This window comes from Nocardia sp. NPDC087230, assembly GCF_044744725.1.
Lineage (GTDB): Bacteria > Actinomycetota > Actinomycetes > Mycobacteriales > Mycobacteriaceae > Nocardia > Nocardia canadensis.
This window is the reverse complement of record NZ_JBIUYV010000003.1, coordinates 556,915-578,160: the sequence shown is the minus strand read 5'-3', so window position 1 is coordinate 578,160 and position 21,246 is coordinate 556,915. Positions and strand designations below refer to the sequence as shown.

The window sequence follows — 21,246 nt, the reverse complement described above, 5'->3', positions numbered from 1 at the left end:
CCGGAGCGACGGCGGTCGGCCGCGACCGACCTACGCGGGTCGTGTCCGCGCGCGGTCATCGTGGTCCTCCCGCGAGCAGATCCGACAGCGCGACAACGAGTTCGGCGGGCGGATGCCAGTCGAACACGCCGTGGCCGGGCGGGGTCGGCGCACCGATCATGCCGCGCACGAACAGGTACCGCGCGCCACCGAGGTGCCGGGCGGGATCGTAGCCGGGCAGCCGCCAGCGCAGATAGCGGTGCAGCGCCACCGCGTACAGCAAGGCCTGCAGCGGATAGTGCGAGCGGATCATCTCGGTCACCATGTGCTCGCGGCGGTAGTGCTCGACGGTGAGATCACCCGTGCCGAGCCGGTTCGTCTTGTAGTCGACGATCAGGTAGCGGTGCGTCCCGGCGTCGTCGGGCACCCGCAGCACGGCGTCGATACTGCCGGTGAGGTAGCCGCGCAGGACGGTGTCGGGCAACGCGGCCAGGTGGTCGGCGTAACCGGCGAGCACGTCGTCGGCGGGCAGATGCGTCCGCAACAACTCGGCGACGACGTGCATCCCGGCCGACCGCGCGCCCGGGGTGTCGCCGCCACCGAGGGGCAGTTCGAATTCCAGCTCGCACAGCCGGTCCCGGGTGGCGACCGCCGCGAGCGAGCCGAAATCGGCGGGGGTGCGCAGGACCTCGAGCAGGGCGGTGGCCAGCAGGTCGACATCGAGTTCGGCCATGGTGTGCTCGACGGCCTCCGCACAGCGGGCGGCGACCTCGACGGCCAGATCCGGGGCCGAGGTGTCGACGGTTTCCAGGATGCCGTGCACGAGGGTGCCGAACTCGGCGCCGTAGGGCAGCGCGTTCATCAGCGACGGCGCACCGGTGTCGACGGCGGGAGCGTCGAGCGGGGCGTCGGCCGGCTCGTCGTCGGGTCCGGGCCCGTCCTCGGGTTCTTCCTCGCTGACCCCGGCCAGATCGTGCGCGCCCGCGGTGAGCGCGGAATACGACGTCCGCCGCCACTGCTGATCGAGTACCCGCGAGAACGCCGCGACAGCCAGCTCACCGGTCGGCAGTTCGGTCCTGACCCGGCGCGGCTCGACATCGTCGGGCCGGTCCACCGCGGTCACCGAGATCACCTCGGACGCGGGCGCCGCCCACTCCACGAGTCGTTGCACGGCAGCGGCGTCCGCGGGGATGTCGGCGCGGCGCGGAACCTGCGCCGAGCCGGGCCTGCGGCCCAGGATCATCCGGTGCAGCGGTGCCGCCGCGGTGGTGACGGCGGGTGCCCACCAGGCGACGACCTGGCACATGGCACGGGTCAGCGCGACGTAGAGCAGCCGCAGCTCCTCGCCCGATTCCTCGGCCTCGCTGCGCAATTGGCGCTCACCGTAACCGGGTGCTTCCTTGCCGCCGATATCGAGCACCCTGGTGCCGTTGTCGTCGTGGAACAGCAGCGTGGCCGGATACGGGTTCTTGGCGCTGTCCCATGCGAAAGGCAGGTACACGAGCGGGAATTCGAGTCCCTTGCTGGCGTGCACGGTGGCGATCTGCACGGCGGCGGCGTCGCGGTCCAGGCGCCTGCTGCGGCCGCTGACGCTGCCCGCCTCCGGATCGCGGACCCGATCGGCCAGCCAGCGGGTCAGCGCGGTCAGGCCGAGCCCGTCGGCCAGGGCCACCTCGTCGAGCAGCTGGGCGAGGTGGCGCAGGTCGGTGAGTTCGCGCTCGCCGTTCTCCACCGCCAGCAGGCGCGGCGCGAGATCGGTCTCGGTGGCGAGCTTGTCGAAGACCGCGGCGAACCCGGCACGGGCGAACAGGCGCGCCGCCTCCCGCAGCTGCGTCGAGACCCGCCCGACGAGATCGGCTCCCCCGGCATCGATCTCGGCCACCGTGACGCCCAGGATCGGCGTGCACGCGGCCAGCCGGACCCGGTCACCCCGATGCGGCTGCTCGAGCGCACGCAGCACCCACAGCCAGTCGGTGGCGGCCACGGTGGCGAACACACTGGTGCCGCCGGCCAGCACGGAGGCGACCCCGACCCGGTCCAGCGCCGCCCGCACCACATCGATCTGGGTGCGGGTCCGCACCAGTACCGCGATGTCGCCGGGCCCGATCGGCCTGCGCACCCGGCCGTCGCCGACCTCGGTGAGCGAATGATCGGCGCCGCGTTCGGGTTTGGCCTCGATGGTGGCGCCGGACTCGAGCAGGGTGACGATGTCGGCGGCCAGGTCGTCGGCCACCTCGGCGCGCTGCCTGCCGACCGAGGGGAACCCCGACCGGTTGCGCGGGCCCGCGCCGGTCCGCGGCAGCACCCGCAGCCGCAGCGGGGTGATCACGTCCGGATCGCCGTGCAGCCGGGTCGCCGGCCGGGTCGGCGTCACCGGATAGACGCTGATCTCCGGATGACCCAGTTCCGCCCCGCCACACAGGTGGTCGAGCGCCCGCAGCAGTCCGGCGTCGCTGCGCCAGTTACGGGTGAGTTCGCTGCGCCGCTCGGCCAGCGCGACCGCGTCCAGGTAGCTGAGCACCTCCGCGCCACGGAAGGCGTAGATGGCCTGCTTCGGGTCGCCGACCAGCACCAGCGTGGCGTGTTCGTGGAAGGCCAGGCGCAGGATGTCCCATTGCAGCGGGTCGGTGTCCTGGAACTCGTCGACCAGCGCGACCCGGTACCGCTGCCGGATTCGTGCGCACGCGCGTGGGCCGTGGTCCGGGTCGGCCAGCACCTCGTGCAGCAGCACCAGCAGATCGTCGAAATCGCGCAGTCCCGCCCGCCGCTTGCGGCGTTCGGTCTCCGCGCGCACCGCCGTCGCGAAGGCCACCCGCTCCCCCGCCGCACCGTCGGTGCGCGGCGCCAGGTCGGCATGGCGGTCGTGCACGGCGGCCAGCGCGAGGGTGTGCGCCTCGCGCACCGTGAACGGCGCGCGGTCGCGGGCGTAGCGGGCGAGGTAGAGGTCGTCGGCGACGGTGACGACCAGCTCGTCGACCGATTCCACCAGTCGCGCGCCCGGATCGTGTTCACCGGCCAGGCCCAGTTCGTCGAGCATCCGCTGACAGAACGAGTGCGTGGTGGCGATGGTACCCGCGTCGAAATCGGCCAGGGCGGTGAGCAATCGGTGCCTGCGCAGGCGCACGGTCGCCGGATCGGTGTCGGCCAGCGCGCGCACCAGCTCGTCCGGATGGACCCGCGCGGCGCCCGGATCGGCGAGCGCGGCGGCGACCGTCACGAAGCGGTCCCTGGTGCGCTCGCGCAGTTCCTGGGTGGCGGCGCGGCTGAAGGTCACCAGCAGCAGCTCGGTGATGGCGATGCCCGCCTCGGCGACGTAGCGCACCGCCAGACCGACGATGGCGTGGGTCTTGCCGGTCCCCGCGCTCGCCTCGAGCACCGTGGTGCCCGCCGGTAGTGGTCCGGCCGCGTCGAAGGCGGCCGGCGCCGACATCGTCCCCGTCACGGCTGCCCCTGACTCTCCGCCGCCAGCAGCGGCGCCCACCAGCGCCGCGCGATCGCCCCGAACCGGGTGCTCTCCGGTTCGCCCGCCGGGGCGGGAGCGGCGGCGAAACGGTCGAAGCGCGGGGCCCGGCCCCACACATAACGCAGATAGCGGTCGGTGTGGTCACCGAACTTGTCGGGACCGTTGGGGCCGCCGTCGAAGGCGTGTTCGGCGGCGAGCAAGGCGTCGGCGACGCTGTCGCCCCGGAAACGGCGTTCGGCGTAGGCAGCGGTGGCGGCCGGTGCGACCGGTAGCGGCTCGCACAGCCCTTCGTCGCGCAGCCGGACCAGCTCGCGGAGCACCGCCAGCGCGGCGGGCGCCTCGGGCGCCACGATCACCGACCGGGCGACCGGCCTGCTGCGGAACTGACCGCGCCCGGTGCTGATCGCCCGCCACGACCGATCCTCGGTCGCGGCGAGCGCCAGCAGCGAAACCCAGGCGGCCAGGCGATGTTTCGGGGCCAGCCGGGAGTAGGTGGTGCGCACCAGCGTCTCGCCGCGGACCTCGGGCACGGTGCCGGCCAGGGTGCGGCCGCCGCCGAGGTCGACGGCGATGTCGACCGCGCGCGGACTCGCTTCGTAGTCGGGCTGGGCGGTGCGCACGAGCGTGTCGACGGTGCCCTCCACCTCGTCGAGGACCGCGCCGCCGAAAGCGAAGGGCGGCAACGTGCCGCGCCGCCATTCCGCGGCACGCAGCCCGGCGGGATCGGCGCCGGTGAGCCGCGCCGACAGCATCCGTTCGCCCAGATCCCATTTCGCCAGGCCGTCGAGTTCGATGGGCAGCTGGTCGGCGATGTCCTCGGCTTCCTCGGGCACCCGCAGGCCGAGGCGCTGCCACAGGAACGCGCGCACCGGATGCTCGGCGAAGGCGATCAGCTCCGCCAGTGCCACATCCCCCTGCGGGACCGGCGGCAGCGGATCGGTCAGCAACGGCGGGCGCGGCCGCGCGGGCCGGGCGGCCGCACGGGCGCCCGCCAGCGCAACAGTGTCGAAGCTGCGCGGCCGCTCGGGGGCGAAATTGCGCCGATCGAAGGCCTGGAGGGGATGGCGGACGTGCACCGCGGCCATCGCGTCCGGACCGACGTGGGCGGCGAGGACGTCGAGCAGCTCGGCCACCGGCACCGCAGGCGGGCGCGCGGCACCGGTCACCGGGTCGGCGCCGGTGTGCAGGATCAGCAGCCGTTCGCCCGCCGCCATGATCGCGTCGAGCAGCAGCTGGCGGTCCTCGCTGCGGGCATCGCGTTCGCCGACGAGCGGGTCGCGGGCCAGCAGGTCGTCGCCGTCGACGGAGCCCGGCCGCGGGAAGACGTCGTCGTCGAGGCCGAGCAGGATCACCACCCGGTGCGGCACCGACCGCATCGGGACCAGCGTGCACACCGTGAGTTCGCCGGTGCGGAAATTCGCCCGTCCGGGTCCGCCCGCGAGGCGACCGGTCAGCAGCACCGCGACATCGGCCAGGCGCAGCGGCGTCCGGCCCGCGTGCTCGGTGGCGGCGACGATCTCGCGGCGCGCCTCGGTCCGGATCCAGGAGTGCGCGTCGGGCACATCGGTGAGCAGGTCGACCGCGCGCAGCAGCACCGCCGTCCACTCGGCGGCCGGTCGCGGGCCGCGCAGATCGCGCAGGCAGACGGCGAGCCGGTCGACGAACTCGGCGAAGCGCCCCGCCAGATCGACATCGTTGGAGTCGACGTCGTCGAGCGGCAGCGCCAGGTCCAGCCAGTCGTCGCCGGATTCGTCGGCGGTGACGCCGAGCAGGATCCGGTCGACCGCGGCGTTGAGAGTGTTCTGCGCGAAGTCGGCCAGGCCGAACGCCTCGCGCTGACGCTGCCCGATCCCCCAGCGGGCGCCGGACTCGGCGGCCCATTCGCGCAGCCGCTCGATGTCGTCGTCGTCGAAACCGCAGCGCCTGCGCACGGTCTCGCTCGCCGCCAGGTCCAGCACCTGCGTCACCGTGACGCGACCGTCGGCGAGCTCGAGCAGCTCGATGACCACCGCGAGCATCGGGTTGGTGACCGCCCGCCCACGGTCGGCGAGCCGCACGCGCAGCTGGTGGGCCGGGTGCTCGCCCTCGACGGGCAGATCGACGGCGCCGGTGCCGCGGTGACCGAAGGCCGCGCGGACCAGCGGCGCGTAGGCCTCCACGTCGGGGCACATGATCAGCACGTCGCGCGGTTGCAGGTCGGGGTCGGCGGCGAAGGTCGTCAGCAGCAGGTCGCGCAGCACCTCGACCTGGCGGGCGGGGCCGTGGCAGGCGTGCAGCTCGACGCTGCCGTCGGCCGCCGCGCCCGGCCCGGGGACCTGGTCGTCGCGGATCGCCGCCTGGACGATGCCGAGCAGCGTGGCGTTCGCGGGCGCGCCGGGGAGGTGGATGGTGCTGTGCAGCACCGGGTTCAGCCGCCGCTGGAGTTCCCGCACGTCCCTGGCCAGGCCGGCCAGGAGCGGGTGGCCGACGAGGTCGGCGGTGTGGTCGGCCGAGCGCGTCACCACCGGCGCGTCCACCTCCCCGTGGAGCCGTGTGACAGGGTCGGCCGCCGACAACGCCGTCCACATCGCGGGGCTCGGATGGGCCAGCCAGAGGTGGACGTCGCGGTGCTCGGCCAGCGCGACGAGCACCGCGAGCTGATCGGCGGGCAGCCGGGTGAGGCCGAACAGGGACAAGCGCGCGGGCAGGTCGACCGAGTCCGGTGCGGCCCGCAGCCGCGCGCACGCCGCGACGAGCCGTTCGGCCGGGCTCGGCGAGCCGACGGCCGCGCGCAGTGCCCGCCACAACAGCGGCTGCCAGGCGAGGTCCTCGGGGACCGGACCGCCCGCACCGTCGGTGTCGGCGCCGCGGGCCCAGTCGAGGATCAGCTGCGGTCGCTGCGCGGCGTAGGAGTCGAACAGCACCGCCAGGTGCGCGGCGGTGGCGTAGCGCCTGCCCACCCGATGCCCCGCGCCGGGCAGCCCGAGGTGGCGCGCCAGCACGGCCGCCCACGGTTGCTCGACGACCTCGTCGAGCACGCCCAGCAGGGTCCACACCAAGCGCTGGCCCGCCCACGGATCGTCGGCGGGCGCGACCCCGCTCGCGGCGGCCAGCACCTCGGCCACCAGCGCCGTCGGCGCGGGAAACGCGATATTGGCGGCCACGCCGTCACCGGCACCCGCCACGCCGAGCACGCCCGAGAGCCGCTGCGCCAGCCAGCGCTCCACCCCCTTCGCCGGGACCGCGACCACCTCGGTGGTGAACGGATCGACCGGCGCGTCGGCGAGCACCCGCCCCAGTCCGTCGGCCAGCGCGTCGGCGCGTTCGGCGCGATGGAGGTGCAACGGCATCCGTTGTTTATACGCCCAGCGACCGACCCGCAATCGTGCGGCCCCGCCGGGACCACCGCGCAGGGCGAGTGAAATAGACCACACCGCAACGCGTCCCGGCCGTGCCTGCGCCGCCCTGGTTACCCACCGTGGGATCGTTGCCCTTCGGGTGGGACAGTTCGGCCGCAGGCGAAAGGCTGGTCCGGTTCATGATCGCGCAGGTGATTCCCCTGGTTCCCGGTGGCGGTTTCATCGTCCGCCGTGTGGGCGACCGCTGGGAGCTGATCAACTCCCGGCGCTACGGGCCGGATCAGGTGCTGCACTCCTGGCCGCTGAATCAGCACGGCGAAGCGTTCGAGCACTGCCACCGGCTCAACGGCTGTACCATCGCGACCCCGCACGCCGCGCATCACTGAGCGGAAAACCGGTGCGGCGCAACGACGCTGTAACACACTCGGGTGCGCACCTCAAGTAGTGCACAACGGCGTCAGGTGTGCGAGTGTGGTCCCTCGTGCGTGACCGTTCCCCCGCCACCCGCGTCGTTCCCCGGGTCGCAGCAACCGCCTGTCTCCTCGCCGCCGCGGCCGTCCTCACTCCGGGCGTCCCCGTGCTGGTCCCTTCGGCCCACGCCGTGCCACCTGCGCTCACCCAGGTGTCGCAGCCCGGCTTCGACAGCGATATGAGTTCGCGGATCGCGCGGGTGAACGCCTATCTAGCCGGGCGCCCCGGCGTCACCGGGTACGTGCTGCGCGATCGCCGCACCGGTGGCATCTACGCCAACGAGCACGCCGAGAACCAGGTGTGGACCGCCTCGACGATCAAGCTGGCCATCGCCGCCGACCTGCTCAACCGGGCCAGGGTCGGCGCCATCGGACTGTCTCCCGAGGACCGCGCCAACATGGAGTCGATGCTGGCCACCTCCAACGATCACGCCGCCGACGTGCTGTGGAACAAGTACATCGGCATCGATCGGATGGCCTACAACAACGCGTTTCGCGCGTACGGCATGGTCAGCCTGATCCCGCAGCCGACCGCCTCCGCGATGTTCCCCGACTGGTCGTTCCAGAAGTGCACCGCCGCCGACCTGGACCGGCTGATGAACACCATCCTCGACACGATGCACCCCGACGACCTCGCCTACCTGCTGGACCGGATGCGCTCGGTCGACTCCAACCAGCATTGGGGTGTCTGGGGCGCCGGCTCGCGGATGCGGCCCGGCCTGAAGAACGGCTGGTCGGCCGAGGCCGACGGCTGGGTGGTCAACTCGGTCGGCGTCGCCGGTGACGGCGAGCGCTACACCCTGGCCATCATGAATGCCCTCGGCAGCGACGGCGGATACACCGAGGGTTCCGAGACCGACACCAAGGTCGCCGAGCTCCTGCTTGCCGGTCGCTGACCTTTCCCGTCCCGTATTCTCGATCTTGTCGACCGGTCCGCGTGCCACGGTGTCGCTCACCGCGGTCCGCGGTTCCCGGTGAGAGAACGCACCACAGCAGGATCGGAACCGGGATCTCGTGGCGACGCTGCCTCCGGAGCCGACTACGGTTAACCCTGTCACCACCGTTGCGGGGCCCACCCCAGTCTGTCGAGGAGCAGGACGATGAGCACTCAGTCTGTCGGGAACCAGCGACACCGTGTGGTGGTGATCGGTTCCGGGTTCGGCGGCTTGTTCGGCACCAGGCACCTGCGCAAGGCAGATGTCGACATCACCCTGATCTCCAAGACCTCCACGCACCTGTTCCAGCCGCTGCTGTACCAGGTGGCCACCGGCATCCTCTCGACCGGCGAGATCGCGCCGGCCACCCGGCTGGTGCTGCGCAAGCAGAAGAACGCGCAGGTGTTGCTCGGCGATGTCCACGACATCGACCTGGTCAACAACACGGTCACCTCGCGACTACTCAACCGCGACACCGTCACCCCGTTCGACAGCCTCATCGTCGCCACCGGCGCGCAGCAGTCGTACTTCGGCAACGACCACTTCGCCACCTTCGCGCCCGGCATGAAGACGATCGACGACGCCCTCGAACTGCGCGCCCGCATCCTCGGCGCCTTCGAGCAGGCCGAACTCGCGACCACGCAGGAGGAGCGCGACCGGCTGCTCACCTTCATCGTCGTCGGCGCCGGTCCGACCGGCGTGGAGCTGGCCGGTCAGATCGCCGAGCTGGCCGACCGCACACTCGACGGCACCTTCCGCACCATCGACCCTCGTGACGCGCGCGTCATCCTGCTCGAGGGCGCGGGCGCGGTGCTCGGCCCGATGGGCCCCAAGCTGGGCGCCAAGGCCGCCAAGCGGCTCGAGAAGATGGGCGTGGAGATCCAGCTCAACGCCATGGTGACCGATGTCGACGCGCACGGCGTCGTCGTCAAGGACGCCGACGGCGGCACCCGCCGGATCGAATCCGCCTGCAAGGTGTGGTCGGCCGGTGTGCAGGCCAGCCCGCTGGGCAAGATGATCGCCGAGCGCTCCGAGGGCACCGAGGTCGACCGGGCCGGGCGCGTCATCGTGGAACCGGACCTCACGGTCAAGGGTCACCCGAACATCTTCGTGGTCGGCGACCTCATGTCGGTGCCCGGCGTGCCGGGTCAGGCGCAGGGCGCGATCCAGGGTTCCACCTACGCGGCCAAGGCCATCAAGGCCGGTCTCAAGGGCCAGACCCCCGAGCAGCGCGCGCCGTTCAAGTACTTCAACAAGGGCTCGATGGCGACGATCTCGCGGTTCGACGCCGTCTGCCAGATCGGCAAGATCGAGTTCAGCGGCTTCCTGGCCTGGCTGGCCTGGCTGGCGCTGCACCTGTACTACCTGGTCGGATATCGCAGCCGGATCGTCACCGTGATCGGCTGGTTCGTCTCCTTCCTCGGCCGCAATCGCGGTCAGATGGCCGCCACCGAGCAGTGGGTCTTCGCCCGGCTGGCGATCGAGGAGGTCCAGTCCGATCAGGCCGACGCCGACGAGCTGGCGGCGGCGCTGGGTGCCCCGCCCGGTAACAACAGCAAGGCGCGTCAACAGCGCGAAGTCGGCTAGGTGCCGTGTACCGCGAGGCCGGGTGGTTCCCCGAACCACCCGGCCTTCGCCGTATTCCGGGTTGCCGTCGTTTCGGACCCATCCGGGTCCGGTCCCGGTCCGAATGCCGGACGTCATATGTGTGACCAATCCCCCGGATGAAAGGTGATCTATGGCGACGGGGAAACACAGGGCGCCGAGCCCGCAGCGACAGAAGGTGGGTTCGGTCGTCGCGGCAGGAGCGGTACCCCTGGTCATGGCCCTGATCGGCACGGGCACCGCGAACGCCGATCCCGCGCAGGCGGCGGTGACCCAGACCGAGCATCCGGCCGGGCCGGAGTTCGACGCGGTGGCACCCAACGCCACCCCCTATGTGGGCCAGCAGATGCCGGAGAACACGCGCAGTTCGCTGGCGTGGTCGCGATCCGGCCCGGAGACGGATTACCTGTCCCCGGTGGGCACGCTGCACACGCCGACCGCGGTCGCGCCGGTGCCGCCGATCCTGCCGCCACCGGGACAGTTCCGCTTCGGTGACCAGCTGGTCCCGGTGCCGGACTTCGTCCCGGTCGACACGTCGATCCAGATCAACGACGCCGCGGCCAACACCGAGGCCAATCTCGCGACGTTCCTCGACTCGGTCGGGCTCGAGCGCAGCCGCTCGGACCGGATCGCCTCGGAGACCCTGGGCTCGGCCGCCCGCGGCGCGGCGGTCGGGTCGATGGTGGCCACCCCGTTCGCCATGGTGGCGAGCACGGGCGGCGCGGTGGCCGGTCTGGTCGCCGGTATCCCGTTCGTCCCGATCGGCCTGGTCGCGGGCCCGATCCTCGGCGGGATGGCCGCCTACATGGCGGTGTCGGTGCCGTTCACGGTGGTCGGCGCCGGTGTCGGCGCGGCGGTGGGCGCGGCGAGCGGGTTCCTCGCGCCGCCGCGCGCGGCCGCGCCGGAGTCGATCGCCGACGACGCGGCGCTGGTCAGCGCCTGATCGTCGCTTGGTACCGCAGTGGGAGCCGGGGTTCGCCCCGGCTCCCACTGTGGTTCTAGCCGACCGTGACCGCGTGCGCCGCCTCGTCCGGCGAGCCGGCGCGCAGGCGGGCGCCGGTCCGGGTCGCCAGTGATCCGCCCGCGGCCAGCGGCAACCGCACCGCGTCCAGACCACCGGACCAGGCGGGTCGATCGTCCGGATAGCGCAGTTCGCTGTCGAGGGCACGGGCGGCGCTGAGCCGGTCGTCGGTGACCGTGTCCGCACCGAGGGCGAGGCGGTGGCGCAGCAGCGGCAGATCGTCGAGATCGGCGATCAGGTCACCACGCCACCGGCCGGCGTCCTCACCGCTGCGCCCGAGCTGCACTCGCTCGCGAAGCCGCAGCCGCGCGTCGGCGGCCAGCCGCACGGTCGTCACCGTGTGGTGCTGTGCGCCACCGGCGACGATCGTCGGTTCCGGAGCGAAATCCAGTTCCGCGCCCGCGCCGACCTCGAAGTGCCAGTGCCCCACCGACATCGGTGTCCGCGCACTCGGCAGCGCGATCGTCGCCGCCACCGACCGGACGATCAAGCGCGCGCCCGGCAGCACGACGATGCGGATATCGAGCTCGTCCCCACCGAGCGGGGTCGCCGCGGTCCCGATCAGGTGCACGGTGTCGGCGCCGGTGGACCGCCCGGCCAGCCCGCCGACCGCGTCGATGCGCGGCAGCCTGCCCGGGGCGGCGACGATGCTCAGCTCAGTGCGCAACGCCGGTCGCCGCGTCCTGTGCGGCGGCCACCCGCAGCTGCTCGCGCACCCACGCCAGCACCGGGGTGGCGGCGGGATCGTCGGTCAGCGATACCAGCGCGGTGGGACGCCCCTCGCGTACCTTGGCCGCGTCGCGTTCCATGACCCCCAGATCGGCGCCGACCAGGGGCGCCAGGTCGGTCTTGTTGACCACCAGCAGATCCGAGAAGGTGACACCGGGGCCGCCCTTGCGCGGCACCTTGTCGCCACCGGCCACGTCGACGACGAAGATCTGCACGTCGATCAGGCCCGAGGAGAATGTCGCGGTGAGGTTGTCGCCGCCGGACTCGACCAGGATCAGGTCCAGCGGCGGGTTGGCCGCGACCAGGTCGTCGATGGCGTCGAGGTTGGCGGTGATGTCGTCACGGATGGCGGTGTGCGGGCAGCCGCCGGTCTGCACGGCGGTGATCCGCTCGTCGGGCAGGACCGCGTGACGGCGCAGGAAGTCGGCGTCCTCGGTGGTGTAGATGTCGTTGGTCAGCACGGCGAGGGACAGCTCGTCACGCAGCTGCCTGCACAGCGCCGCGACCAGCGCGGTCTTGCCGGAGCCGACCGGGCCGCCGATGCCGATCCGCAGCGCCTCGCCCGGCGTGCGGTGCCGCTTGGGACGGTCGTGGCTGTGATCGTGCGGTTCACCGTCGATCAGATGGGGCGGCATGGGAACTCCTTCTCGAGGGGACGGGGATGTGGGGCGGCTACGAAGCGAACAGCGGCATGTCGCGATCCAGGTGACGTTCGGCCAGCGCGTCCTGCAGGGGGTCCGACAGCGCGGCCAGGCCGGTGACCGCCTCGGCGGCGATCCGGTCGCACAGCGGGGCCAGCCGCATCGTGCCCGCGGCGATGGCGGCGGGATCGAGGGCGAGCAGCCGTTGCGCGGCGGTGGCCGCGCCGGTGAGCGTGGTGTAGACGACGACGCCCGCGAGCTGGTCGGGGCTGGCGCCGCAGGCGGCGCCGACCATCCCGAACACCGTCGACAGATGCGGCCGTGCCCCGGCGCGGGCCCATTGCTGTTCCGGCCACAGCTGTTTGGCCAGCCGCAGCAGGCCACGGCCCTGCGCGCGCGAGGCCGCCCGCGCGGCGGGCGAGGGCGTCCTGGCATCGGCTTCGAGCTCGGCGCGTTCCGGGGTGAGCGTCGCCCCGCACACGGCGGCCGCGAGCGAGGCGGCGACCAGGCCCGAGGTGGCGATCCGCCGGCGCAGATACAGCTCGACACCGGCGGTGTCACGCACCAGCCCCGCCGCCACCGCTTCCTCGACACCGCCGGAGTGCACGTGCCCGCCGATGGGCAGGCGCGAATCGGCCAGAGCGAGCAATGTCGCCAGGCCCGCCGCACCCTCGTTTCGCATCCGCCGATCCTATGCAACGGATCTGGACATCCGCCCGGTGAGGGCGCACAGTGGCGCCGGTCACCCCGCCGCTCGGTCGTGGGTCAGCGGGCGCTGCGTGCCGATCGCCAGGCCAGCGCCGCCATCGCGATCAGCAGCAGCGCGCCGCCCGCGGTCGCGACATGCATGCCGCTGACGAAGGACTCGCGCGCCGCGTCGATCAGGCCGGTGTCGCCGTTCGCCTCGGCGACGGTCTCCCCGAGGGTCTCGCCGAAGTCACCGCCCGACCGGAAGACCAGCGCCGCCACCGAGCCGAGCAGCGCCAGCCCGAGCGCGTTGCCGAGTTCGAAGCTGGTCTCGGAGATGCCGACCGCCGACCCGGCCCGCTCGGCGGGCACGGCCGAGACCGCCACGTCCGAGACCAGCGTGAACGAGATGCCGTAGCCGATACCGGCGATCACCGATCCGAGGATGTACCACGGCAGCCCACCGTCGACACCGACGCCGAGCAGCATCAGATTGCCCAGGGCCGACATCACCAGCGCGAGGGTGAAGGTGGCCCGCACGCCGAGCGCGCGCCCGACCCGCGCTCCGCTCATCGAGAACACGAACACCGCGATCGCCATCGGGATACCGAGCAGCGCCGCCTGCAGCGGGTCACGCCCGCTCACCGACTGCAGGTAGATGCTGGTCAGGTAGCTCATCGCGGCCAGCGACATCATGCCGACCAGGCTCGCGCCGATCGCGACCCGGAACAGCGGTCGGGTGAACAGGCTCAGGTCCAGCAGCGGCTCGCTCAGCTGACGCTGCCGGTGCACGAACGCCGCCAGCACCAGCACGCCGATCGCCGCGATCCCCAGCGAGGCGAGGTCGAAGCCCTCGGCCGCGAGGTGCTTGATCCCGTAGACCACCGGCAGGATGCCGCCGATCGAGAGCACGACGCTGGGCAGATCGAGCGGGCCGAGCGCGGTCGAGCGGTGCTCGGGCAGCAGGATCGGCCCGAACACCAGCAGGATCGCCAGCACCGGGATGTTGATCAGGAACACCGAGCCCCACCAGAAGTGGTGCAGCAGCAGGCCGCCGATGATCGGGCCGACGGCCGAGCCGCCGGCGAAGAACGCGGTCCAGACGCCGATCGCGGTCGCCCGTTGCCGGGCGTCGGGGAACAGGCTGGAGATCAGCGCGAGGCTCGACGGCAGCAGGGTCGCGCCGCCGATGCCCATCAGCACGCGCGCGGCGATCAGGACCGGGGCGCTGGGCGCGAACGCGGCGAGCACCGAGGCGAGGCCGAAGATGGTGGCGCCGACGAGCAGGATGTTGCGCCTGCCGATCCGGTCGCCGAGGTTGCCCATCGTGATGAGCAGGCCGGCCAGCATGAACCCGTAGATGTCGAGGATCCAGAGTTGCTGGGAGGCACTGGGATCCAGGTCCGCGGTGAGGGTCGGCATGGCGAGGAACAGCACCGAGATGTCCATCGACACCAGCAGCACCGGCAGCAGCAGCACGCCCAACCCGAGCCATGCGCGGCGTCCACCGGCGACTGCGGTGGGCACCGCCGGGTCCAGCTTCGTCATTCCGACATCCTTCCAGGGGTTTGCGTACACCGTACGCGGGGAACGGGTACAGTGTACGCAGCAAAAGGCAAAACGGAAAGCGAGTCATGGGATGACTGACGCGAAGCTCACACGCACCGCGATCGTCGACGCCGCGATCACCCTCGCCGACGCCGACGGACTCGACGCGGTGTCGATGCGCCGCATCGCCGACCGGCTCGACGTCGGCACCATGTCGCTGTATCGCCACGTGGCCAACAAGGACGAACTGATCGCGGCCATGACCGACGAGATCGCGGCCCGCCATCCCTACCCGGATCCGACCGGCCAGGGCTGGACCTGGCGTGACCGGGTCCGCATCGCCGGCGAGATCGATTGGCAGCTCTACCAGCAGCATCCCTGGGTGCTGCTGACCTTCGCCGTCCCCCGCTACAGCTTCGGCCCACAGGGCCTGACCAGCCTCGCCTGGCTGGTCGAGGGCCTGCGCGCGCTCGACGTCTCGGCCCGCGAGGCCACCACGATGGCCTTCACGGTCTGGAACTACATCTCCGGCGCCAGCCTGCCGGTGGTCGGCGGTGCCCTGCTGACCGAGAAGCGCACCGCCACCGACGACGCGAACGGCCTGCGCGATCTCCTCGACGGCACGCCGTCGTCGCCCGTGCCGCCCGCGCTGGCGGAGCTCAACGGCGCCGGGGTGAGCGAGCTGACCTCCGAGGACCTGCTGTTCCTCGGCTTGGACGCCCTCTGCGACGGTTTCGCGGCCCGCGCCGAACGCCGTGCCGCCGTGGACGGGCGGGCTTGACCTCGAGCGCCATTCAGGTTGAACAGTGGGTGGCATGCACGCAATCCGACTGCACGAATTCGGTCCGGCCACCAACCTCCGCTACGAGTCCGTTCCCGATCCCGAGCCGGCGCCCGGCCAGGTGCGCATCGCGGTGGCGGCCTGCGGCGTCCACCTGGTCGACACCGCCCTGCGCCGGGGCGAGCCCGGCCCCTTCCCGGTCCCGTCACTGCCGACGGTGCCGGGCCGTGAGGTCGCCGGCACCGTCGACCGGGTCGGTGCGGGTGTCGACGCGCGGCTGCTGGGCACCCGGGTGGTCGCGCATCTGGGCGCCGCCCCCGGCGGGTACGCGGAGTTCGCGACGGCCGACGCCGACCGGCTGCTGACCATCCCCGACGGCGTGTCCCCGAGCACGGCGGTGGCGATGCTCGGGACCGGGCGCACGACCCTGGGCATCCTGCTGTTCACCGAGCTCGACGCCGACAGTGTCGCGGTGGTGCCCGCCGCGGCCGGTGGGATCGGCACCCTGCTCGTGCAGTACGCCGTCGCGGCGGGCGCGACCGTGGTCGGACTGGCGGGCAGCCCGGACAAGGTGCGCCGGGTCGCGGCGAACGGCGCCGCTGTCGCGGTCGACTACACCGCCGAGGACTGGCAGGGCACGGTCCGCGCTCAGCTGGGCGGGCGCACCGCGACCGACGTGTTCGACGGTGTCGGCGGCGCGGTCGGCGCCGCCGCGGTCGAACTGCTCGGCTCCGGCGGCAGGCACCTGGTCTTCGGCTGGTCCAGCGGCGCGCCGACCGCCGTCGATCCGGACGCACTGGCCACGCGGGGCATCACCTCCCGATCGGTGCTCGGTCCGGCGATGCTGGAGCGCGCCGGCGGCGACCTGCTGCCGCTGTCGCGGCGGGCACTGACCGCCGCCGCCGACGGCCTGTTCCGGCCCGCCCTCACCGAGTTCCCGCTCGCGGAGGCAGCGCGGGCGCACGAATCCCTCGAAAACCGGTCGACCACAGGAAAAGTCGTGCTGATTCCCTGATTCGCCGAATCCTTTCCCGCGGCTCGCCGAATGTCGTGCGGCGGTCTCGCGCGCGGTGGTGGAGACTGGAACCATGACCGACGCGCAGCCGTCCGCCGACCGTCGACTCGCCGCCCAGGCGCTGGCGGCCGACGATCCGACCGGCTGGTTCGAACCGCTCTACGCCGAGGCCGCGGCGGGGACCTCGGTCGTTCCGTGGGACCGCGACGAACCCAATCCGCTGCTGGTCGACTGGTTCACCACCACCCCGACGCCCCTGGGCCGCCGCGCTCTGGTCATCGGCTGCGGGTACGGCGTCGACGCCGAGTTCGTTGCCGCGCAAGGTATCCGGACCACCGCCTTCGACATCTCGCCCACCGCCATCCGCGGCGCCCGCACCCGCTTCCCGCAGTCCCCGGTCACCTACAAGGTCGCCGACCTGCTGCACCCACCCGCCGCCTGGCTCGCCGCCTTCGACCTGGTCGTGGAGTCCATCACCATCCAGTCCCTGCCCTCGTCCGTCCGCGCGGCCGCGATCGCCGCCATCCGCGGTTTCCTGGCCCCCGACGCCACCCTCCTGGTCATCGCCGACATCGCCACCACCCCGGCCCCGGGCCCACCCTGGCCCCTCACCCCCGCCGACATGAACGCGATCGCCACCCCCGACCTCATCCCGATCCGCATCGAACGTCTCCCCCGCCCCGACACCCCGGGCCGCCACCGCTGGCGTGCCGAATTCCACCGCCCCGCGGCCACGGACACCTCTGCCTGACCGACACCGCTACGCCGCCCCGAGTCAGCGGGACGCCGGCGCATCGCCAGAGCCTGCCGCCGTGGTTCGGACTCCTCGCCAGCCGGCCCAGGTCAGCACAAGTCCGGCCAGCAGTCCGAGCATGGCGGGTACGGCGACCAGACCGATGCGCAATCGCACCGTCGGGTCATCGAGGCTCCCCCTCGGCTCCACATCGACACTTCCCGCTGTCCCGGACCACGGCTCATAGCTGCCGCCGTAGACCACGAAGACGTCGATGTCGCTCACCCACCATTCGAACAGGCCCATCGCGGCCAGCCCGCATCCGAGACCGAGCGTGGTGAACGCGAGAATCGTGCGAGCGCGGGAGCTCGGCATAGCGGTCGTCATGGCCCCAGTGAAGCAGCATCGACCGCAGCCCGGTCGCAGTCTCGGCGGTCGCGACGACGCCGCCGGCTATCGGGCTTGTACCGCAACCGATTCGGTCGGCCGGCGCCACGCCGGGACGGTCAGGTAGGTCGCGGCACGCAGCACCCATTCGATCGGCCCGTACGGGTGGCCGCGCAGCCACCACGAGCTCAGGGCCAGCTGGGCGGCGAAGGTGAGCAGGCCGATGCCCACGACGCCCAGGGGCGGGATGTCGTCGGCCAGGGCGAAGCCGTAGCCGGTGTAGACCACCATGAGCACGATCGATTGGCCGATGTAGTTCGACGCCGCCATCCGGCCCGCCGGTGCGAGCCGGGCGGCGAAGCGGCTCGTGCGGGCCGACCGGGCGAGCCGCACCACCACGGCGACGTAGGCGAAGGTCATCACGGGGCCGACGAGGTATTGCAGCCCGTGGATCAGCGCGGGCGCGTTCCACCAGCCCATGACGTCGGCGAAGGTGAGTGCCGAGATGGGCAGGCCGAGGCCGAAACCGACCACCAGCGCGCGGGCTGACCAGCGGCGCACGGTGTCGGGGTCCTCGAACAGGTTCCGCTTGCCCGCCGCCATGCCGAGCAGGAACATGGCGAAACTCGGAATGCCCTGGGCGAACCAGATCAGCAGCAGGAAGATCGGAGCGAGCGCGGTCTGCGCCGCGAAGGTGTCGGCGAAGCCGCCGGTGTAGTCGGCGGCCAGCTTCGGCAGGTCGAAGAACTCGCCGAGGCCGAGGATGCTCGTCTCGCCGGGCAGGAAACTCCACACCGACCACACCGTGTAGAGCACCACCCCGGTGACGACGGCGGTGCGCGGCCGCAGCTTGCGCAGCAGGATCAGGTGCAGGCACAAGAACGCGTACAGGGTGAGGATGTCGCCGATCCACAGCAGATACACGTGAACGAGCCCGATCGCCATCAGCGCGGCGCAGCGCCGCAGCAACCGCCGCGCTGGCGCGACTCCGGCGCGTTCGGCCGCCGCGATCTGCAGGGTGAACGAATACCCGAACAGGAACGCGAACAACAGGTAGAACCGGCCGGTGAACAGGGCGTCGACGGTGGCGCGCACCAGGTGGTCGGCCGTGCCGTCGAACCGGGGCACCGGTGCGTCGCGGGTTCCGGTCGCCGACCACAGTGTCGTCGCCACGATCAGGTTGGTGATCAGGATGCCGAACAGGGCGAACCCGCGCAGGATGTCGACCTCGGCGATCCGTCGACCGGAAGATACTGTGGGCGAACGCGTTCCGAGTGCCTCAGCCATAAGGTGAGCGTAGGCGCGGTGGCGGGTCCACTTCGTCCACCGTGCGGGCTATTTTCAGCCGCTACCGCCGCCGTACCCCATCCACCCTGCGGCGTATTGACTTCCCCCGCCGGGCCTGCCACGGCGCCCACCTAGACTGCGGGAGTGTCGCATTCCCTTCCGGTCCGCCCCGAGCTGTCGGCGGCCGTCGAATCCCTGCACGCCGACCTCGCCCGATGGCTGGGCACCGCCGCGCCGGTCGAGGTGTTCGACCGCTTCGCCGCCGCCCAGCACCCGGACTTCACCATGGTGACCACCACCGGCGCGGTCCTGGCCCGCGACGAGCTGCTCACCGGGCTGCGCGGTGCCCGCAACGCACAGCCCGGCCTGGCGATCGAGATCACCGAGCTCGAATGCCTCCTCGACGACGACACCGTGGTGATCCGCTTCCTCGAACGCCACCTGTCCGGCGACGCCGCGACCGCCCGCCGCGTCACCGCGGTCCTTGTCCCCGACGACCGCGCCGGGCAGCCGCGCTGGCGCACCGTCCACGAGACGCCCCTGGCCTGACCGGGCCGCCGCGCCCGCGGTGCCACAATGGAACGCGAACATGCTCGTGCAGGGACTCGCAACCACCATGGAGGCGGACATGCAGGCAGTTGTCATCGACCGGTTCGGCGATCCGAAGGACGTGCTCACCGCGCAGGAGGTGCCGCCGCCGGAGCCGGGACCGGGCGAGGTGCGGATCGCGATGACGCTGTCACCGATTCACAATCACGACCTGGCCATCATTCGCGGTGTCTACGGGTACAAACCGCCGCTGCCGGCCATCCCCGGTACCGAGGCGGTCGGCGTGGTCGACGCGGTGGGGCCCGGCGCGGGCGGGGTCGCGGTGGGACAGCGGGTCGCCGTGGCGGGCGCTCGCGCGGCCTGGGCCGACTTCGTCGTCGTCCGGGGTGAGCAGGTCGTGCCGATGCCGCCGCAGGTCCCCGACGGCACCGCCTGCCAGCTGCTGGCCATGCCGCTGAGCGCGCTGATGCTGCTCGACGATCTGCACGTGCACCCCGGGCAGTGGATCACGGTGAACGCCGCCAACGGCGCGGTCGGCCGGCTGCTCAACCTGTTCGCCCAGCAGCGCGGCGTGCGGGTGCTGAGCCTGGTCCGCGGGCCGGACTCGGTGCGAGCCCTCGAACAGTTCGGCTACGGACCGGTGATCGACACCGGGACCGAGAACTGGGCGACCCGTGCGGCCGAGGTCACCAACGGCGAGCCGATCGTGCGGGCGGTCGACCAGGTCAGCGGCCCCGCCGCGGGCACGCTGATGTCGCTGCTGGCGCCGCGTGGTGAACTGATCTCCTTCGGCGCGCTGTCGGGTCAGCCGCTGGTCATCGACACCGGCGCCGTCATCTTCAAACAGGCCGTGGTGAAAGGCTTCTGGGGCCAGCAGCGCTCCAGCGAGATCGAGCACGCCGACTACGTGCGCCTGATCACCGAACTGGTCGGCCTGGCCGCCGCGGGCACCTTACGGCTGGAGGTGCAGGCCGAGTTCCCGCTCGACCGCGCGGGCGAGGCGGCGGTCGTGTCCGAGACCCCCGGCCGCAACGGCAAGGTGGTGCTGCGCGCGGGCGCCCGCTGACCCCATCATCCACAAGTTCGATCCCACGATCGAAGCCCACGGCGACCCGACGCCGTGGGCTTCGCCCGTTGTTACGGTCCGACCATGACGCGAGAAGACACCTCGCCGCGGAAGAAGACGATCAGCAACCCCTACATCCATCGACTGCAGCGCAGGCACTTCCTGCTCTTCGATGTCGCGCCGATCGTGGGAACCGTTGCCGCGCTGGCCTTCCTGTTCGTGCGCCCGCTCGGCGCCGTGGAGCTGGGGCTGCTGTTCGGGATGTGGCTGCTGACCGGTCTCGGCATCACCGTCGGCTACCACCGCCTGTTCACCCATCGCACCTTCCGCACCACGCCCGCGGTCGCGGCCGTGCTCGCGGTGTTCGGGTCGATGGCCGGGCAGGGCCCGGTGGTGTCGTGGGTGGCGCTGCACCGGCGCCATCACGAATACAGCGATCGCGAGGGAGATCCGCACTCCCCCAACCTCTCCGGTGACGGTCTGCGCGGCGCGCTGCGCGGGCTGGCGCATTCGCACTTCCTGTGGATGCGCCGCCACGAGTACCCGAACATCGTCCACTACGCCCCCGACCTGATCAAGGACCGGTCGCTGGTACGGGTGGCGCGGCTGTACTACTGGTGGGTGGGCCTGGGCCTGCTGCTGCCCGCCGTGCTGGGCGGACTGCTCACCCTGAGCTGGACCGGCGCCGTGAGCGGTCTGCTGTGGGGTGGGTTCGTGCGGATCTTCCTGCTCGAGCACATCGTCTGGGCGATCAACTCGTTCCTGCACATGATGGGGACCCGCCCGTATCAGTCCAGGGAGAACAGCCGCAACGGCGGCGTGTTCGCGCTGATCACTCTCGGCGAGTCGTGGCACAACAATCATCACGCCTTCCCCGAGTCACCGTCGTTCGGATTGCACTGGTACCGGCTCGATCCCGGCTACTGGCTGATCTGGACGCTCGAAACCTTCGGTCTGGCCTGGGATCTGAAGATCCCCTCGGCCGACCGGCTGGCCGCCAAACGCGCATGAG

The 21,246-nt window shown here is 71.9% G+C and carries 18 protein-coding genes; 10 read left to right on the top strand and 8 right to left on the bottom strand.

Features of this window, described 5'->3' with window-relative positions; all coding sequences use genetic code 11:
* Nucleotides 1-55: 55 nt before the first annotated feature.
* Together ACIO52_RS14780 and recC are read right to left on the bottom strand one after the other, a co-directional pair.
* A complete protein-coding gene (locus ACIO52_RS14780) occupies nucleotides 56-3,409 on the bottom strand; it encodes a UvrD-helicase domain-containing protein (protein ID WP_402644452.1) in 3,354 nt (1,117 codons plus the stop codon).
* 8 nt (nucleotides 3,410-3,417) lie between these two features.
* Nucleotides 3,418-6,771, bottom strand: a complete 3,354-nt coding sequence (recC, locus tag ACIO52_RS14775) for an exodeoxyribonuclease V subunit gamma (protein WP_402644227.1) — start codon at nucleotides 6,769-6,771, stop codon at nucleotides 3,418-3,420.
* A 188-nt stretch (nucleotides 6,772-6,959) separates the two neighbouring features.
* Between recC and ACIO52_RS14770 the strand changes: the two genes are divergently transcribed.
* The 4 genes from ACIO52_RS14770 (at nucleotide 6,960) to ACIO52_RS14755 (ending at nucleotide 10,733) form a co-directional block, all read left to right on the top strand.
* Nucleotides 6,960-7,166 (top strand): hypothetical protein, encoded by a 207-nt coding sequence (locus ACIO52_RS14770; protein WP_218719820.1) that lies wholly within the window; start codon nucleotides 6,960-6,962, stop codon nucleotides 7,164-7,166.
* Nucleotides 7,167-7,249: 83 nt separating this feature from the next.
* On the top strand, nucleotides 7,250-8,146 hold the full coding sequence (locus ACIO52_RS14765) for a tat pathway signal sequence (protein WP_218719766.1): 897 nt from the start codon (nucleotides 7,250-7,252) through the stop codon (nucleotides 8,144-8,146).
* Nucleotides 8,147-8,350: 204 nt separating this feature from the next.
* Complete coding sequence (locus tag ACIO52_RS14760) at nucleotides 8,351-9,772, top strand: NAD(P)/FAD-dependent oxidoreductase (protein WP_218719767.1); 1,422 nt, start codon at nucleotides 8,351-8,353, stop codon at nucleotides 9,770-9,772.
* Between the two features lie 151 nt (nucleotides 9,773-9,923).
* Nucleotides 9,924-10,733, top strand: coding sequence for a hypothetical protein (locus tag ACIO52_RS14755; RefSeq protein WP_255588146.1), 810 nt, complete (start codon nucleotides 9,924-9,926; stop codon nucleotides 10,731-10,733).
* A 55-nt stretch (nucleotides 10,734-10,788) separates the two neighbouring features.
* Here the strand turns inward: ACIO52_RS14755 and ACIO52_RS14750 are convergent, their stop codons facing one another.
* The 4 genes from ACIO52_RS14750 to ACIO52_RS14735 all read right to left on the bottom strand — a co-directional run bounded on the left by ACIO52_RS14750 (nucleotide 10,789) and on the right by ACIO52_RS14735 (nucleotide 14,416).
* On the bottom strand, nucleotides 10,789-11,478 hold the full coding sequence (locus ACIO52_RS14750; protein ID WP_316575223.1) for an urease accessory protein UreD: 690 nt from the start codon (nucleotides 11,476-11,478) through the stop codon (nucleotides 10,789-10,791).
* Entirely contained in the window at nucleotides 11,468-12,175 is a 708-nt protein-coding gene (gene ureG / locus ACIO52_RS14745; protein ID WP_316575224.1) for an urease accessory protein UreG, read from the bottom strand. Before ureG ends, ACIO52_RS14750 begins: the two co-directional genes overlap by 11 nt.
* Before the next feature lie 37 nt (nucleotides 12,176-12,212).
* Entirely contained in the window at nucleotides 12,213-12,863 is a 651-nt protein-coding gene (locus ACIO52_RS14740) for an urease accessory protein UreF (RefSeq protein ID WP_218719770.1), read from the bottom strand.
* 83 nt (nucleotides 12,864-12,946) lie between these two features.
* The gene (locus tag ACIO52_RS14735; RefSeq protein ID WP_316575225.1) at nucleotides 12,947-14,416 is read right to left on the bottom strand and encodes an MFS transporter; all 1,470 of its coding nucleotides are present in this window, start codon (nucleotides 14,414-14,416) and stop codon (nucleotides 12,947-12,949) included.
* Between the two features lie 91 nt (nucleotides 14,417-14,507).
* On the opposite strand from ACIO52_RS14735, the gene ACIO52_RS14730 reads away from it, so the two are divergent.
* The 3 genes from ACIO52_RS14730 (at nucleotide 14,508) to ACIO52_RS14720 (ending at nucleotide 16,963) form a co-directional block, all read left to right on the top strand.
* Complete coding sequence (locus tag ACIO52_RS14730) at nucleotides 14,508-15,197, top strand: TetR/AcrR family transcriptional regulator (RefSeq protein WP_316575226.1); 690 nt, start codon at nucleotides 14,508-14,510, stop codon at nucleotides 15,195-15,197.
* Between the two features lie 34 nt (nucleotides 15,198-15,231).
* On the top strand, nucleotides 15,232-16,212 hold the full coding sequence (locus ACIO52_RS14725) for a zinc-binding dehydrogenase (protein ID WP_316575227.1): 981 nt from the start codon (nucleotides 15,232-15,234) through the stop codon (nucleotides 16,210-16,212).
* A 73-nt stretch (nucleotides 16,213-16,285) separates the two neighbouring features.
* A complete protein-coding gene (locus tag ACIO52_RS14720; RefSeq protein ID WP_316575228.1) occupies nucleotides 16,286-16,963 on the top strand; it encodes a methyltransferase domain-containing protein in 678 nt (225 codons plus the stop codon).
* 24 nt (nucleotides 16,964-16,987) lie between these two features.
* Here ACIO52_RS14720 and ACIO52_RS14715 read toward each other — a convergent pair whose 3' ends face one another.
* Both ACIO52_RS14715 and ACIO52_RS14710 read right to left on the bottom strand, forming a co-directional pair.
* A complete protein-coding gene (locus tag ACIO52_RS14715) occupies nucleotides 16,988-17,332 on the bottom strand; it encodes a hypothetical protein (protein WP_316575229.1) in 345 nt (114 codons plus the stop codon).
* Nucleotides 17,333-17,398: 66 nt separating this feature from the next.
* Nucleotides 17,399-18,619 carry a DUF418 domain-containing protein gene (locus tag ACIO52_RS14710; protein WP_316575230.1) on the bottom strand — a complete coding sequence of 407 codons (1,221 nt, stop codon included), beginning with the start codon at nucleotides 18,617-18,619 and terminating at the stop codon, nucleotides 17,399-17,401.
* Nucleotides 18,620-18,763: 144 nt separating this feature from the next.
* Between ACIO52_RS14710 and ACIO52_RS14705 the strand changes: the two genes are divergently transcribed.
* The 3 genes from ACIO52_RS14705 to ACIO52_RS14695 all read left to right on the top strand — a co-directional run bounded on the left by ACIO52_RS14705 (nucleotide 18,764) and on the right by ACIO52_RS14695 (nucleotide 21,245).
* Nucleotides 18,764-19,168, top strand: a complete 405-nt coding sequence (locus ACIO52_RS14705) for a DUF4440 domain-containing protein (protein WP_218719776.1) — start codon at nucleotides 18,764-18,766, stop codon at nucleotides 19,166-19,168.
* 79 nt (nucleotides 19,169-19,247) lie between these two features.
* On the top strand, nucleotides 19,248-20,234 hold the full coding sequence (locus ACIO52_RS14700) for a zinc-binding dehydrogenase (RefSeq protein ID WP_316575231.1): 987 nt from the start codon (nucleotides 19,248-19,250) through the stop codon (nucleotides 20,232-20,234).
* Nucleotides 20,235-20,318: 84 nt separating this feature from the next.
* Nucleotides 20,319-21,245, top strand: coding sequence for an acyl-CoA desaturase (locus tag ACIO52_RS14695; RefSeq protein ID WP_218719778.1), 927 nt, complete (start codon nucleotides 20,319-20,321; stop codon nucleotides 21,243-21,245).
* Nucleotide 21,246 lies beyond the last annotated feature (1 nt).